Source organism: Paraherbaspirillum soli (assembly GCF_042654985.1).
Lineage (GTDB): Bacteria > Pseudomonadota > Gammaproteobacteria > Burkholderiales > Burkholderiaceae_D > Paraherbaspirillum > Paraherbaspirillum soli.
The window spans coordinates 487114-502189 of the sequence record NZ_JBHSMT010000013.1; the positions used below are offsets into that span (position 1 = coordinate 487114).

The 15076-nt window shown below is 55.9% G+C and carries 13 protein-coding genes; 6 read left to right on the forward strand and 7 right to left on the reverse strand.

Going from position 1 to position 15076, the window contains the following annotated elements:
• Positions 1-641: 641 nt before the first annotated feature.
• From ACFPM8_RS09825 to ACFPM8_RS09835, 3 genes are all read right to left on the reverse strand, one after another.
• Positions 642-1946 carry a replication-associated recombination protein A gene (locus ACFPM8_RS09825; protein ID WP_378997325.1) on the reverse strand — a complete coding sequence of 435 codons (1305 nt, stop codon included), beginning with the start codon at positions 1944-1946 and terminating at the stop codon, positions 642-644.
• A gap of 141 nt (positions 1947-2087) precedes the next feature.
• The gene (lolA, locus tag ACFPM8_RS09830) at positions 2088-2735 is read right to left on the reverse strand and encodes an outer membrane lipoprotein chaperone LolA (protein WP_378997326.1); all 648 of its coding nucleotides are present in this window, start codon (positions 2733-2735) and stop codon (positions 2088-2090) included.
• Positions 2736-2737: 2 nt separating this feature from the next.
• Positions 2738-5074 (reverse strand): DNA translocase FtsK, encoded by a 2337-nt coding sequence (locus ACFPM8_RS09835; protein WP_378997327.1) that lies wholly within the window; start codon positions 5072-5074, stop codon positions 2738-2740.
• 329 nt (positions 5075-5403) lie between these two features.
• Here ACFPM8_RS09835 and trxB point away from each other — a divergent pair, with 329 nt between their 5' ends.
• Together trxB and ACFPM8_RS09845 are read left to right on the forward strand one after the other, a co-directional pair.
• On the forward strand, positions 5404-6360 hold the full coding sequence (gene trxB, locus ACFPM8_RS09840) for a thioredoxin-disulfide reductase (RefSeq protein WP_378997329.1): 957 nt from the start codon (positions 5404-5406) through the stop codon (positions 6358-6360).
• Positions 6361-6491: 131 nt separating this feature from the next.
• On the forward strand, positions 6492-7136 hold the full coding sequence (locus ACFPM8_RS09845) for a Smr/MutS family protein (protein WP_378997330.1): 645 nt from the start codon (positions 6492-6494) through the stop codon (positions 7134-7136).
• Here the strand turns inward: ACFPM8_RS09845 and ACFPM8_RS09850 are convergent.
• The 3 genes from ACFPM8_RS09850 to ACFPM8_RS09860 are packed head-to-tail and all read right to left on the reverse strand — an operon-like array spanning position 7133 to position 10069.
• Positions 7133-7357, reverse strand: coding sequence for a DUF2783 domain-containing protein (locus ACFPM8_RS09850; RefSeq protein ID WP_378997331.1), 225 nt, complete (start codon positions 7355-7357; stop codon positions 7133-7135). The genes ACFPM8_RS09845 and ACFPM8_RS09850 overlap by 4 nt on opposite strands.
• 7 nt (positions 7358-7364) lie before the next feature.
• Entirely contained in the window at positions 7365-9050 is a 1686-nt protein-coding gene (locus ACFPM8_RS09855) for an FAD-dependent oxidoreductase (protein ID WP_378997332.1), read from the reverse strand.
• A 53-nt stretch (positions 9051-9103) separates the two neighbouring features.
• Complete coding sequence (locus ACFPM8_RS09860; protein WP_378997333.1) at positions 9104-10069, reverse strand: MBL fold metallo-hydrolase; 966 nt, start codon at positions 10067-10069, stop codon at positions 9104-9106.
• 176 nt (positions 10070-10245) lie between these two features.
• Between ACFPM8_RS09860 and ACFPM8_RS09865 the strand changes: the two genes are divergently transcribed.
• The 4 genes from ACFPM8_RS09865 (at position 10246) to budA (ending at position 14068) form a co-directional block, all read left to right on the forward strand.
• Positions 10246-11064, forward strand: coding sequence for an IclR family transcriptional regulator (locus tag ACFPM8_RS09865; RefSeq protein ID WP_378997334.1), 819 nt, complete (start codon positions 10246-10248; stop codon positions 11062-11064).
• Between the two features lie 13 nt (positions 11065-11077).
• Positions 11078-11770, forward strand: a complete 693-nt coding sequence (locus ACFPM8_RS09870) for a YceI family protein (protein ID WP_378997336.1) — start codon at positions 11078-11080, stop codon at positions 11768-11770.
• A 302-nt stretch (positions 11771-12072) separates the two neighbouring features.
• Positions 12073-13206, forward strand: a complete 1134-nt coding sequence (locus ACFPM8_RS09875; protein WP_378997337.1) for an ABC transporter substrate-binding protein — start codon at positions 12073-12075, stop codon at positions 13204-13206.
• Between the two features lie 136 nt (positions 13207-13342).
• Positions 13343-14068 carry an acetolactate decarboxylase gene (gene budA, locus ACFPM8_RS09880; protein ID WP_378997338.1) on the forward strand — a complete coding sequence of 242 codons (726 nt, stop codon included), beginning with the start codon at positions 13343-13345 and terminating at the stop codon, positions 14066-14068.
• A gap of 173 nt (positions 14069-14241) precedes the next feature.
• On the opposite strand, the gene ACFPM8_RS09885 is transcribed toward budA, so the two are convergent.
• On the reverse strand, positions 14242-15066 hold the full coding sequence (locus tag ACFPM8_RS09885; protein WP_378997339.1) for a DUF2145 domain-containing protein: 825 nt from the start codon (positions 15064-15066) through the stop codon (positions 14242-14244).
• Positions 15067-15076: the final 10 nt, after the last annotated feature.

Below are 15076 nucleotides of genomic sequence, written 5' to 3' on the forward strand. Positions count from 1 at the left end.
ACAGCCATGCATTGAGGCCCATGATCCGCATGCCTCACTCCGTGGCGCATTTGAATTCGATCAAATTCTGCACATTAAAACACCGCTGCTTGGGTATTTCTGCGTCTTTTAACAAGCGCAAAAATCATGCCATGTATTTAATGCAAAACCAAACGCGATTTCTTTATTTATTGATGCGTTAATTGCTGCTTGATATCTACCTCCGACTACCAATGTGCCGGTTGCGAAATCAAGTTTTCAGTAAATGCGTCAATGGCTTTCCCGATGACTATCGGCGAGGTAAGCGACGTAATGGGCAGGCTGCGCTCCAGCTGTGAATGGAATGCCGCGCTCAGTCCGGTTTCCGCGATTGTGTGCATTCGCATCTTTTTAATCGCATGGCGACGCGCGGATGGCATTCTCCAGCTGTGGCATTGCCGTCGATCTGTCTCCTGCCTACCTGATATCAATCGTTCTCAAATTGATGTGCGTCTATCAATTCGACGATAACTTTTTATTTTTAATGTCATTACTTCATCGGTAAAGCGTGCGAGATTATAGTCAGACTAAAATCGTAGTCAAGCTTTATGGCCGCCAAGATCGGAAACCGGTGCATGGCGTTCAGTGCGGCTAGCTCCGCAAGCAACACTTGATTTCAACAGTTATTTCTTGCCGGCATTCCTATCCAATTCTCTTAGCCAGGCAAGTTTGTCGCCGATCTTGATTTCCATTCCGCGCGGCACCGGCCGGTACCAGCCAGGCTCCTGCATGCCGTCCGGAATATAAGACTCGCCGGCAGCGTAGGCATCCGGCTCGTCATGCGCATAACGGTAGGCATGGCCATAACCTAATTCTTTCATCAGCTTGGTCGGGGCGTTTCTCAAATGGACCGGCACCTCCCTTGACTTGTCTTTCCTGACGAACGCCATGGCCTGATTGAAGGCGTTGTAACCGGCATTGCTCTTGGGCGCCATCGCCAGGTAAATCACCGCTTGCCCAAGCGCCAGCTCCCCTTCCGGCGAACCCAGACGCTCGAACGTTGCCGCGGCATCGTTGGCAATCTGCATCGCCCGCGGATCGGCCAGGCCGATGTCTTCCCATGCCATTCTGACGATGCGGCGCGACAGGTATTTGGGATCCGCCCCGCCGTCCAGCATCCGGCACAACCAGTACAGCGCACCATCCGGGCTGGAGCCGCGCACCGATTTGTGCAGGGCCGAAATCTGGTCGTAGAAATTGTCGCCGCCTTTATCGAAGCGGCGCGCATTCAGGGTCAGTGCGTTCTGCAAAAACTCGGCGCTGACGGTAGTGGTGCCGGATGAGCTCAGCGCGCTGGCGCTCTGCTCCAGCAAGTTAAGCAGCCGGCGCGCGTCGCCATCCGCATAGCCGATCAGGGTATCGACCGCTGCATCGTCGAACCGGAGATGGGACAGCACCTGCTCTTGCGCCCGCGCCAGCAACTGCTTCAGCTCCGCCTCGGTCAGCGCCTGCAACACATACACTTGCGCCCGCGACAGCAGCGCCGAATTGACTTCGAACGAAGGATTTTCGGTAGTCGCCCCGATGAACGTCACCAACCCGGACTCGGCATACGGCAGCAAGGCATCTTGCTGCGACTTGTTGAAGCGATGAATTTCGTCCACAAACAGGATAGTGTGCTTGCCCTGCGCCAGATTCTGCTCGGCCTGCTCCATCGCCGCGCGTATGTCCTTGACCCCAGAAAACACCGCAGACAGTGCGATGAATTCGCAGTTGAATGCATTTGCCGTCAACCGCGCCAGCGTGGTCTTGCCGACGCCGGGCGGCCCCCACAGAATCATCGAGTGCGGCTTGCCCGACTCGAAAGCCAGCCTGAGCGGCTTGCCCGGACCCAGCAAGTGGCTTTGACCGATCACTTCATCCAGCGTAGTCGGACGCAATGCCTCGGCCAGTGGCGGGGTGGGCTCTACTTTGAAGAGATCGGACATGGCGGGAAAATCAAGTTGTTTGAAGAATAGATGCAGCGAGAGCTTTCAAGCCGCCAGTCCGAGCGCTAAAAACCGTACCGAACTGCCTAAGGCCAGGACGGCGATGTTGCAAATCTCCGCCGCAGATTTTTAGAGGTCGCCTCAATTTGAATTGAACACGTCCGCCCCTTTGGGCGCCACGAATTTAAAGTGGTTAGCCGGCAACGGCGGGTTCTTGACGATGTGCTTGAACGACAGTTGCGACACTTGACCGAACGAATCGCGCAACTCCATCGCTTCCGGCAAGCCATTGCGCAAGCCGATGCCGATGTGGTCGAAGGTCGTGTCCTTGGCTTTGGGAGTCGCTTCCAGCCACTCCACACCGTCCTTGGCCTTGCCCTCTTTCAGCGTGAAATTCTTTTCCAGGTCGTTGCTGCCGAACAGGATCGCCGCCGGTGAGGAGCCGAGCGCATTGCCCAGGCTTTTGGTCGTGACCTGGTTCAGGTCCTTGTCGTAGATATACAGTTTGTCGCCATCCGCCTGCAACACCTGTTCATACGGCTGCTGATAGGTCCAGATGAACTTGCCGGGCCGGGCAAAGATAAAGCTGCCGCTGGAATCGCTAGGCACTTTGGCGGTCTTGCTGGCGCTATCGGATTTAACCAGATGCTGGGTAAACTCGCCCTTGGCCGACTGCGTGCTGCTGACGAACGATTTGAATTGTTCCAGCGCACTGGCGTTGGCCAGCGACGGCAGCATCGCGATCGACAACGCCAGACCGGTTATTTTCACTGTAATTTTCTTTTGCATTTTTACTCCGTATTGGCATTGCCAGCCGGCACCAGGATCTCCCGGTTGCCGTTGGATTGCATGGTTGAGACCAGCCCGCTTTGTTCCATTTGCTCCAATAAGCGGGCCGCGCGGTTGTAGCCGATCCGCAGATGACGCTGCACCAGCGAGATCGAAGCCCGGCGATTTTTGAGCACCACGGCGACCGCCTGATCGTACAGCTCGTCGCCCTCGGTGCCGCCGGTAGCAGCGCCGCCGGCGCCATCGCCGCCCTCTTCGGCAACTCCGCCTTGCAGGATACCTTCGATGTAATTCGGCTCGCCTTGTTCCTTCAGGTAATCGACCACTCTATGCACTTCTTCATCCGACACAAAGGCGCCGTGGACCCGGATCGGCAGCCCGGTGCCGGGCGGCATGTACAGCATATCGCCCATGCCCAGCAAGGCTTCCGCCCCCATCTGGTCGAGAATCGTGCGCGAGTCGATCTTGCTGCTGACCTGGAACGCGATCCGGGTCGGCACGTTGGCCTTGATCAGGCCGGTAATCACATCCACCGACGGCCGCTGGGTCGCCAGGATCAGGTGGATCCCGGCAGCGCGCGCCTTTTGCGCAATACGGGCAATCAGTTCTTCCACCTTTTTGCCGACCACCATCATCAAGTCGGCCAGCTCGTCGATGATGATGACGATGGTCGGCAATTTTTCCAGCGGCTCCGGCGCGTCCGGCGTCAAGCTGAACGGATTCGGGATTTTTTCTTCGCGCTTCTCGGCATCGGCGATCTTCTGGTTATAGCCGGTCAGATTGCGCACGCCCATTTTCGACATCAGCTTGTAGCGGCGCTCCATCTCATTCACCGCCCAGTTCAGCGCATGACCGGCCTGCTGCATATCGGTCACTACCGGCGCCAGCAAATGCGGGATGCCTTCGTAAATCGACAGCTCCAGCATTTTCGGATCGATCAGGATCAGGCGCACCTGTTTGGGATCCGACTTGTACAGCAGCGACAGGATGGTGGCATTAATCCCCACCGACTTACCCGAGCCGGTGGTACCGGCGACCAGCAAATGCGGCATTTTGGCGAGATCGGCCACCACCGGATGACCGGCGATATCCTTGCCGAGCGCGATGGTCAGGCTGGACACGCCGTCGTTATAGACCTTGGAACCGAGGATTTCGGTCAGGCGAACTATTTGCCGCTTCGGGTTCGGCAGCTCCAGGCCCATATAGGTTTTGCCTGGAATCACTTCGACCACACGGATCGAAGTCAGCGACAAGGAGCGCGCCAGATCGCGCGCCAGGCCGACAATCTGGCTGCCTTTGACGCCTGTTGCCGGCTCGATTTCATAGCGCGTAATCACCGGCCCCGGATAGGCCGCCACCACCTTCACCTGGACCCCGAAATCGGACAGTTTCTTTTCGATCAGGCGGCTGGTGAATTCCAGCGTTTCGACGCTGACTGTTTCCTGCGCCGGCGGTGCTTCATCCAGCAAGCCCAGCGGCGGCAGATTGGTATCCGGCAAATCCTGGAACAAGGTGCTTTGCCTTTCTTTTTCGACCCGCTCCGACTTTTGTACCGCCACGATTTGCGGCTCGATCCTGATCGGCGGCGCGACCACGATTTTGGCGCGCTCCTGCACCACCACCTCTTCCCGCTTGACGGCGGCGACCTGTCCGGCTTTACGGTCTTCGCGCGCCAGATACAAATTCTTGAGCCACAGGGCGACGTTTTCCAGACCGGCGCCGATGCGCTCAGCCACCGTCAGCCACGACACATGAAAAAACAGGCTGATGCCGAGCGCAAACAGCAACAGCAGCAGCATGGTGGCGCCGGTGAATCCCAACGCGGTTTGCGCGCCGCTACCGATCAATTGCCCCAGCACGCCGCCCGGCGCCCGCGGCAACTGCATATGCCACGAATACATGCGGGTGTATTCGATCCCCATGCTGCCGACCAGGATCAATACAAAACCGATGCCGCGAATCCAGCTTTCGTGACGATGTTCCGGCTCCGCATCCTGCTCGACCAAAAAGCGATGCGAAATACGCTGGTAACCATTCCACAACGTGCGCAACAGCAGTACGCACCACCACCAGGTCGATGCGCCGAACACGAACAACATCAAGTCGGATACCCAGGCGCCAATCCGCCCGCCCCAATTGTGCAGGCGCGGCACCACGCTGGCATGCGACCAGCCCGGGTCGGTTTTGGAATAACTGGCAAAAATGATGATCAGGTAGACGGTCAGCACCGCAAAGACGATCCAGCGCGCCTCGTACAGCAGTCGAACCAGACGGCTCGGCAACGGCTGCGCGTCTCGCGGCTTGGTATTGCGGGTATAGGCTTCGGTGGTTTTAGTCATAAATTTGGTTGGCGATGCGTGTTTGATATTGCAATGCCAAGATGGTTGGCGTCGCTACAAACACAAGGCGAAATTATGCACTGAATCTCAGGCCAAACAGCTAAGTTCTTTACTTTGTCTTGCAGCGTGGTTTTTATATTAAAGACAGAAATCCGGTTCGCGATGGCGATAGTATTTTGCCCTGATTCGCACGCCTGGCCGGCAGCTCGTCTATAATCTTACGGAGTTTTTGGGCCTTATTTTGATGTTCCCGACCGTATTTATCCTCCGCAATTGACGATACAACCACATCAGACGCCCGCCCCAACATCTGTTCACCCGAGGCACTAATGACCACTACCAAACCCGCCAAGCATGCTCATGTATTAATTCTCGGTTCCGGCCCGGCCGGCTACAGCGCCGCTGTATATGCCGCGCGCGCCAACCTGAAACCGGTGTTGATTACCGGCGTCGAGCAAGGCGGTCAACTGATGACCACCACCGATGTCGAAAACTGGCCTGGCGATCCGCACGGGGTGCAAGGACCGGAACTGATGCAGCGCCTGCTGAAGCACGCGGAAGAGTTCAAGACTGAAATCATTTTCGACCATATCCACACCACCAAGCTGTCGGAAAAGCCATTCCGCCTGATCGGCGATTCCGGCGAATACACCTGCGACGCGCTGATCATCGCGACCGGCGCCTCGGCCCAGTACCTCGGTCTGCCGTCGGAAGAAGCCTTCATGGGCAAAGGCGTCTCGGCCTGCGCCACCTGCGACGGCTTCTTTTACCGCGGCCAGGAAGTAGCGGTGGTCGGCGGCGGCAACACCGCGGTCGAAGAAGCGCTGTATCTATCCAATATCGCCACCAAGGTCACGCTGATCCACCGCCGCGAGAAGTTCCGCGCCGAACCGATCCTGGTCGACCGCCTCAACGCCAAAGTGGCGGAAGGCAAGATCGAAATCAAATACAACCATACGCTGGATGAAGTGACCGGCGACGATAGCGGCGTCACCGGCATCAACATCAAGTCGGCCGTCGATGGCCGCATCACCCCGATCAAGCTGCATGGCGTTTTCATTGCCATCGGCCACAAGCCGAACACCGGCATTTTCGAGGGCCAACTCGAGATGCACAACGGCTACATCAAGACCAAGACCGGCCTCGAAGGCATGGCCACCGCCACCAGCGTGCCAGGCGTGTTCGCCGCCGGCGACGTTCAGGACCATGTCTATCGCCAGGCGATCACCAGCGCCGGCACCGGCTGCATGGCGGCACTGGATGCGCAACGCTTCCTGGAAGACTGAGTTTTCCGGCTTAAATGACGCGCTGATCAGGGGCAGAGTTTTTCGCAGCCTATTAACCCTGCCCCTGGTTATCGCCTAACGAAGCAAACCGGCCGCTCTCCAGAATTCATCGTCAATCAAGAAGATCCCCCATGTCCGGCCCGATCAAGGATTTCAGCGCCCTCAAATCGCTGCGCAAGGATTTAAAAGCGCAGGATGAAGCGCGCCAGGCTGCTGCCGCCGAACGCCAACGCCGCGAACAGGAAGCGCGGCGCGAAGCCGACCTGTTCCGCAGCAGCATCGGCGCGGTCAAACCGCTGACGCCGCCCGACAAACTCACGCCCAGCGTCCCACGCCCGCAACCCATTGCGCGCCAGCATCTGGCCGACGAACAAGCGGCCTTGCAGGAATCGCTGTCGGATGAATTCACCATCGACACCCTGCTCGACAGCGACGCGTCGCTCAGTTTTGCCCGCAGCGGCATCGGTCCCGACGTATTGCGCAAATTGCGGCGCGGCCATTGGGTGATCCAGCAAGAACTCGACCTGCACGGCATGCGCCGCGACGAAGCACGCGAAGCGCTCGCCGAATTCCTCCGGCTGGCCGCCAAACGCGGCTGGCGCTGCGTGCGCATCATTCACGGCAAGGGGCTCGGCTCGATCAACAAGGAGCCGGTCTTGAAAGCCAAGGTGCGTAACTGGCTGGTGCAAAAGGAAGAGGTGCTGGCCTTTTGCCAGGCGACTGCGGCCGAGGGTGGCGCCGGGGCATTGGTGGTGTTGCTGAAGGGACAGACTTAAGGCCGCCCTGAGGCAAGCTGCCGGCCCTCCTCCCGGGCAATATCAAACGCTTGCTGAAGCACGCCCAGATCGCCAATATGGTTGGCAAGCAGCAGGATCAAGGCCGCGTTTGCCGCCGCACTTTGCTGCGGCGAGAAATCACGATGCATGTCGATCAGTTGCGCATAGAAATCATCAGCTTGGTCGATGTTGGGGCGCGTATTTAATTCGGGTTTTGACATTTTTTCCTCACGCTACCGAAGTTTCTACCAGGTTTCGGGTTGCGCGCATGACGGCATCCCGCACCAATCCCGCGTCAAACTGCCGCCACCGCGCACATACGTGCTGGTCCGGACGAAGCAGGTAATAAGTCCCGGGAACGGCATCAAATCTTTTTGCCAGCAGTCCTTCGACATCTACTATCACGTCAAACCCTTCCAGCTTGAGTCCTGCCGATTGCGGCGGCACCACCACCAATTGTTTCAGGTGAATATCGCGGAAATCGAAAGAGGACAGCCTTGCGACACTGGCGGAATCGTAAAAATAGATGCCGGCAAACTCGTTGCCGACACAGGCGCTAAACCAGTGCGATTGGCCTTGAACAATGACAGGAGCGTCAGCGATAGCGGCCCCAGGCACCATCGCGCCATTGAACACATCCCGATCCTTGGTATTGAGCGAACTATCAAACAGCGTCGCCGGTTTTGAAAGACGGCCGCTGTTCACCAGTTGCCGGGCAAAATCGTATTTCTTCGCCAGTCGCAGCGTCGCATCCCGGAAGCTGCGGCTGATGTCGCTTTTTGGCGTGATGAAATCGGTCGCCCGGGTCGAATGCAGAATGTTTTCGTCGGCTGCGTATTCGCGCTCTTCCGCATAGCTGTCCAGCAGCGTCTGCGGAGCTTTGTTCTGCAGCACCAGCTTCAGCTTCCAGGCCAGGTTTTCGGCATCTTGCACGCCGCTATTGGCGCCGCGCGCGCCGAATGGCGATACGCCGTGGGCGGCGTCGCCGGCAAAGAAAACACGCCCGTGGCGAAACTTATCCATGCGCAAACAAGAGAAGGTATAGACGCTCACCCACACCAGCTCGAATTCGACATCGTTGCCAAGCAGCGCTTGCACGCGAGGAATGACTTTTTCCGCTTGTTTTTCCGCAATCGGATCGGCATCCCACCCAAGCTGGAAATCGATGCGCCACATATTGTCCGGCTGGCGGTGCAGCAACACCGATTGATTCGGATGAAACGGCGGATCAAACCAGAACCAGCGCTCGCTCGGAAAATCCGCTGTCATTCTGATGTCGACAATCAGGAAGCGATCACGAAAGGTGCGTCCCTTGCTTTCCAATCCGGATAAATGGCGTACAGAACTGCGTGCGCCGTCGGCAGCAACGACATAGTCGCATTGCAATTGATACGGGCCGTTCGGTGTTTCGATTGTCAGTTCGGCGTGCTCTTCGTTTTGCACTATGCCGGAGACTTTATTTTTCCAGCGCAAATCGATATTGGGCAATTCCTGAGCCCGATCCAACAGATATCCCTCAACGTAATACTGCTGGAGGTTAATGAAGGCAGGCCTCCGATGCCCGGATTCCGGCAGCAGATCAAAGGAATACACCATCTGATCCTGGAAAAAGACCTTCCCGACATTCCAGGAAACCCCTTTCTCAGCCATGCGGTCACCGCATCCCAAGCGATCAAAAATCTCCAGCGAACGCTTGGCAAAGCAAATCGCCCGCGACCCGGTCGACAGCGTGCAATCGTCATCCAGCACCACCGTTGCCACCCCTTGCTGCGCCAGGTCGATCGCGGTCGCCAGGCCGACCGGGCCGGCGCCGACGATAACGACCGGATGGTGCACAGGCGGTACCGGCGGCATGACATCCTCATCGGGCGATTTCACGTATGCAAACGACAGCTGCTGATATTCCTTTTCCATGGTCTCGCTCCGCATCGAAGAAATAAGTATTTTGCTGGTGTGGCTAACCCGGATCAGTCCTGCAACGCATGCCACATTTCCTGGTCCCGCTCCGCAGTCCAGATGCGCGGATGCTTGATGCCGCTGGCTTCATCCACCGCACGCGCCACATCGAACGGCAGACAATGCTCGTAAATAAACACATGACCGAACTTGGGGTCCATCTTGCTGCGGGTATGCGCCATCGCCTCTTTCAGCGATTTGCCGGCGGCAACCGCTTCCTTTGCGCTTTGCAGCAAGGTGGTGACGAAATCCTTGGTGTAATCGAGGCCCTGCTTGACCTGTTCCGGATTCATCAGCGCCGGACCGCGGCCCGGCACCAGTTTTTCCGCGCCCAGTGCGCGCAGCGCTTCCAATGTGGCAGGCCATTCTTCCAGCTGGGCGTCGCCGGTATAGGCAGCGGCTTCGTACTCGACCAGGTCGCCGGAGAAGCAAATCTTTTGCGAAGGAATCCAGGCAATCGTGTCGCCCTTGGTGTGTCCCATGCCGATGTGCATCAGCTTCACTTCCAGCCGCCCCATGAAAATGCTCATTTCTTTCTCGAACACCATGCTGGGCCAGGTCAGCCCCGGCACCGATTCGACACCCGCGAACAGACGTGGAAAGCGTTCGATCTCCGACTGCATGTCCTGCGCCCCGCGCTCGACGATCATTTCGTAGGTGCCGCGCGATGCGATCACCTGTTCGCAGCCCTCGTTGAAATACGCCGAAGCCCCCAGTACACGCACCGCGTGATAGTGGCTGAGTACGACATATTTGATCGGCAGATCGGTCACGCTACGGATATGTTTGATCAGCTCTTGCGCCATCAGCGGCGTGGCGGTGGTGTCAATCACCATCACACTGTCGTCACCGATGATGACGCCGGAATTGGGATCGCCTTCGGCGGTGTAGGCATAGGCGTTATCGGACAGCTTGATGAAGCTGGTTTTCTTCTGTTCGAGGTCGGCCTGTGAAGCAAATTTCTTTTCGCTAGTCATAATTTCCTTGAGAGTAGATCAACAAAATGTGTGAGTGGCAAAGGTCGCTTGCCTTATCTTCGTCCCCGGCAAAGCGATTGAAGAATACCATGATATTTAAACAATAATGAATCCGTTAGTTTATATCTAAATCCAATAATAGATGAATATCGGATATAAAATTGCCCAGGATATTTATGGAGTACGCATTGGAAAAACCGCAACGCAATATTCAGTCAATCGAAGTCGGCGGGCAACTCTTGCTCGCATTATTGAGGAACGGGGGCCAGATGCTATTGCGGGATCTTGCGCATGAAGCGGGAATGCCGCCGGGCAAAGCCCATCCTTACCTGGTGAGCTTCGGCAATTTGGGACTGGTGCAGCAGGATGACGTCACCGGTCAATACGAACTGGGGCCGCTGGCCTTGCAACTCGGCCTGGCCAGCCTGCGCCGACTCAATCCGCTCAAGGAAGCCGAAGCCGATGTCAAGGCGCTGGCGGCAAAGACAGGACAAGGCATTTTCATCTCGATTTGGGGCAATCTGGGGCCAACCGTGGTGCGGCTGGAAGAGTCCAATTATCCGATCCATGTGAGCATCCGCAACGGTACGGTCATGTCCTTGGCCAACACAGCCACCGGACAAATTTTCTCGGCCTTCATGCCCCTCAAATTAATCGAAAAAATGATGCTGGATGACTTGCCACGACTGGCGGGCGGCGCCAGCGTCACCCATGAAACCGTCAAGAAATTCGAGCAATCGTTAATTGATGTGCGGCGCCGAGGACTGGCACGGGTGGTCGGCCATCCGATCCCCGGCGTCAATGCGCTGAGCGCCCCGGTGTTCGACCACAACGGCAATATCGTTCTCGCCATTACAGCGATGGGGATCACAGGCGTCTTTGATCCCGCATGGAAAGGCGACATGGCGACGGCGCTGCGTGCCTGCGCCGGCAACATTTCCGCCAGACTGGGATACACCTCGACAGCCGGGAAATCCGACCGTTTAAAACCGTGAGACGAGCTGCCAAATGCCTACCCAAATGCGCCGGACCTGTCTGATTGCGGTAATGGGCTGCCTGCTGGCAGCCTGCGTTCCGCGCCTTCCTTCGCCCGCTCCTGTACAGATACCTGCCGGTTTTCCCGAGTCCGCTTACCGGCAAGCCGAAGCGCGCGGGATCAAGGTGCTGCGCGTGGATCCCGACAGATCGCTGGTCACCATCGAGGTGCGTCGCGCCGGCGCGCTGGCGCGCCTGGGTCACGACCATGTCGTCGCCAGCCATAACGTGAGAGGCTATGTCTCGCTAGAGGAAGGACGGGCCGACCTGTACCTGCCGCTCGATCGCCTGGTGGTCGACGAACCTGCCCTGCGCGCCGAAGCCGGGTTCGACACCCACCCGTCGGCTGAAGCAATCGAAGGCACGCGCAGCAATATGCTGGAGAAAGTCCTGGAGTCCGAACGCTTTCCATACGTGCTGATTCATGCCGCTCGCAGCGCTGGCGATCCGTCGAAGTTGAGCGTAGCTATCACACTCCACGGCACCACGCGGACGTTTGAGATTCCGGCGCAGATTGAAACCGTTGCGGGCGGAATCGCGGCAAGCGGACGAATGACGTTCAATCAAAGCGATTTCGGGATCGCCCCCTACTCCATTCTCAATGGCGCGCTCCAGGTGCAGGATCGTTTGGATTTGCATTTCCGGATTCTGGCTGGAGACAAATAGCGCCGCCGGATGCAGGAATATCCCCCCAACAAAAAACGCTCTCAATTTAGAGAGCGTTTTTTTATCTCCGCGTGAAATCAGACGTTTTGGATTGCACAAAAACTAAATGTTAAAGCAAGTTAAAAATTCCCTGTGAGCAACACATAGTTGAGATATATTTACATACAGAAACATTTCTATCTCGCAATTAACCGCGAGATAGAGGACAAAACTATTCAGATTCGACAACACGCATTGCAGTAACAGATTCAAAACTCAGTGAAGTATCCCTAGGGTTCATACATTCATAAGGAAGATTCGTCATGCAAGTGAAGGTCAAAAGTGTTTTTCTGGGTTTCTTGTTTTCAGTGTTTTGCCTGCCTGTCCTGGCTGAAGAAGGAGTGACCGCTACCGAGATCAAATTGGGGCAATCAACGTATCTGACAGGCGCAATGGCAGAGTTGGGCAACGACTTTAAAGTTGGCGCGGAGTTGTATTTCAATGAAGTGAACCAGGCCGGCGGCGTTTTCGGCAGAAGAATCCAGCTCACCACCTTGGACGATGCCTATGATCCGAAGCGCGCATTGGACAACGCGAAACAACTCCAGCAGTCCGGCGTCTTCGCCCTATTCCAGTTCGCCGGAACCGGCTCAGTGCTGGCGGTGGCTCCTTTTGCGGCAGCACAGAAAATCCCGCTGGTCGCCGCCATTGCGACCGGTCCGAAATTGCGTGCCAGCTTGAATCCGTACACGTTTTATGTGCGGCCTGGTAACTCGGAAGAGTACGAAGGCATCGTCAAAAACCTGGCCACCATCGGCGTCAAGAACGTCGCCATCGTCTATATCGATGAGGCGTATGGAGAAGAGGGATTGGACGCGATCACGTCCATCATGAAAAAGTACCAGCTCAAACCCTACGTAGCGGCATCGCTGAAAAAGAATGGCGACGGCGCCGAAGCTGCAGTCAAAACAATCATTGAAAAGGCGCCGCAGGCCATCATCCTGGTGACCTTGCCGCAGTCAACCAAAGCATTCATGCAGTCTTACGCCAAATCGCGCCCAGTCACCCAAATTTACACGCCCTCCGCAGGCCTTCCTCCCGGCTTGATCAAGGAGTTGGGAACCAGTGCTTCCGGCATCGCCATGACGCGCGGCATGCCCTACGAGATGAACGATACCGTGCGCATAGTCAAGGAGTACCAAACTGCGGCGAAGCGCGCCAACTTGGCTGGTTTTACCGGCAACCAACTGGAAGGATATTTGAATGCAAAGGTGCTGGTCGAAGCCTTGCACAGAGCAGGGAAAAATCTGACGCGCGAAGGACTGGTTCAAGCCTTGGAAAGCATGTCGGCGTATGACGCAGGCGGGTTTTCCGTAAAGTTCTCCAAAACCAATCACGCCGCATCTTCTTCTATCGATTTAGTTGTTGTTGGAAAGTCGGGGCGCATCATTTATTAATTGCCTCATGCATCAGTAGCCTTTTGTATTAGTCGTCTTATTGATTAGCCGCTCATTTTACAAGGTGAACATTTTGAAAAATCTATCCATGTCGTTGTTGCTGTGTTCATGCGCTGCTTTGGTCCAGGCACAGCAGGTGCCTGAACCAAAAGCATTTCAGTATTCGACTATCGACGCGCTGCTGGACGGCGCTTACGAGGGAAGTTATACGGTCGACCAGCTCAAGCAGAAAGGGAATTTCGGGATTGGCACATTTAATCGCGTGGATGGCGAACTGGTCTTGGTCGATGGCGAGGTCTACAAGGCGAAATCGGATGGGACCGTGGAACTGGCGGCCGCATCCGAGATGACACCGTTTGCGGTGGTCACCACTTTCCCTACTGCGGGGGAGGTCAAATACACGGTGACCACTCCGACCACGCTGAAGGAGCTGGAAGACTTATTAGACAAGGGGCTGGAAAATAAAAACGTCTTCTATGCGATACGGATAGAAGGTGATTTCAAGCAAATGACCGCGCGCGCCATTTCACCGCAGGACAAACCGTATAAGCCGCTGGCTGAAGTTGCGAAGACACAATCCGTATTTCACTATTCGGATACCAATGGCGTATTGGTCGCTTTCCGCAGCCCCAACTTCAGCAAGGGCTTCAATGTCACCGGTTATCACTGGCATTTTCTTTCCGGCGACAAGAAAACCGGCGGTCATGTCCTGAACCTGGCCATGACCAAAGGCGTTATCAAGATCACGCCGGTATCGGACATCGAAATTAAAATCCCGACCAGCGACATGTTTGCAAACACCAATCAATCCATCGACCGTTCAAGCGAACTGAAAATGGTCGAGGGCCTGCGCAAGAATTAAGAATTTGCTGATGCCTTGATATGTTGACCGTTGCACTAAACAAGATCGGCACGGGAGTGGTGCGATGGCAAAAATACTCCTCCTTATAACAAAAAACGCCACCGATCACGGTGGCGTTTTTTGTTTCCATGCCCTGATGCGCAGAACTGGGGCTAGTGGACTGTTACAGTCCACTAATTAACTAAAGAATCAAGCTTTGGTGCCGGCACGATGACTAGGCGCGTCGCAGGGTCTGTTTTTTGTAAAAATTGAGCAATTGAATCGACCGTAACCGTGTCAATTTTGTCTGCAAAACGCCGTTCGTTCGGATGGTCATCGAACGCGATATTTGCACGAAACATGCGACCGCCTAAGCGGGTCGCTGGACCGAGTTTGAGAGTGGTTGGCTGATAATCCATCAACTTTAACCACTGCTGCGCTTTTTCCCGCGTATCCATCTTGATTTTCTCGGACAACGCAGATGCTAATACCTCAAGTACCCATTGATTCGAGTTTTCATAACGTGTCGAGAACGGATATGCCAGCATGTTGTAGTTAGGCGAAAACAAAGTCAGATATTGAGTCCGGTCCGAGAGCTTCGCCATGAGACTACTTTGAATCTCTTTCGACGGAATAATCAATAACGATTCATAGGTAAAGGGGCTGTCCAAGAAAAAATTGGCCAAGCCTTCCTGCCACAAATCCGAATGGGCTGTACCGCATGCGTTGAGCAAATGCATGGTGCGCCAATTGCCTGTAACTGGATCCTTGCGCACAAATCCAACGTGCGAATAACGCAGGCCGTATTTTGAAAGGTCTTGCCCTACGCGTGCGACCAGGGCTACCTGAGGCTGTTCTTTGTCCAATGCTGCCAACAGTTCGTTAGCGCTGCTAAAGGCCATGCGTGCAGACTCTGGGCTGGGAGCGATTTCTTCGCAAGTTTGCCCGGCAAAAACAGTGCCATGTAGGGCCATGCCAAGAGCAATGCTGCATAAAGAGGTACGTAAAGCACGCAACATGCAGACCTCC

What these genes read in the sequence shown, in the direction of transcription:
- ACFPM8_RS09825 (WP_378997325.1), bottom strand. Translation starts at nt 1,946, where the DNA reads ATGTCCGATCTCTTCAAAGTAGAGCCCACCCCGCCACTGGCCGAGGCA.
- lolA (WP_378997326.1), bottom strand. Translation starts at nt 2,735, where the DNA reads ATGCAAAAGAAAATTACAGTGAAAATAACCGGTCTGGCGTTGTCGATC.
- ACFPM8_RS09835 (WP_378997327.1), bottom strand. Translation starts at nt 5,074, where the DNA reads ATGACTAAAACCACCGAAGCCTATACCCGCAATACCAAGCCGCGAGAC.
- trxB (WP_378997329.1), top strand. Translation starts at nt 5,404, where the DNA reads ATGACCACTACCAAACCCGCCAAGCATGCTCATGTATTAATTCTCGGT.
- ACFPM8_RS09845 (WP_378997330.1), top strand. Translation starts at nt 6,492, where the DNA reads ATGTCCGGCCCGATCAAGGATTTCAGCGCCCTCAAATCGCTGCGCAAG.
- ACFPM8_RS09850 (WP_378997331.1), bottom strand. Translation starts at nt 7,357, where the DNA reads ATGTCAAAACCCGAATTAAATACGCGCCCCAACATCGACCAAGCTGAT.
- ACFPM8_RS09855 (WP_378997332.1), bottom strand. Translation starts at nt 9,050, where the DNA reads ATGGAAAAGGAATATCAGCAGCTGTCGTTTGCATACGTGAAATCGCCC.
- ACFPM8_RS09860 (WP_378997333.1), bottom strand. Translation starts at nt 10,069, where the DNA reads ATGACTAGCGAAAAGAAATTTGCTTCACAGGCCGACCTCGAACAGAAG.
- ACFPM8_RS09865 (WP_378997334.1), top strand. Translation starts at nt 10,246, where the DNA reads ATGGAGTACGCATTGGAAAAACCGCAACGCAATATTCAGTCAATCGAA.
- ACFPM8_RS09870 (WP_378997336.1), top strand. Translation starts at nt 11,078, where the DNA reads ATGCCTACCCAAATGCGCCGGACCTGTCTGATTGCGGTAATGGGCTGC.
- ACFPM8_RS09875 (WP_378997337.1), top strand. Translation starts at nt 12,073, where the DNA reads ATGCAAGTGAAGGTCAAAAGTGTTTTTCTGGGTTTCTTGTTTTCAGTG.
- ACFPM8_RS09885 (WP_378997339.1), bottom strand. Translation starts at nt 15,066, where the DNA reads ATGTTGCGTGCTTTACGTACCTCTTTATGCAGCATTGCTCTTGGCATG.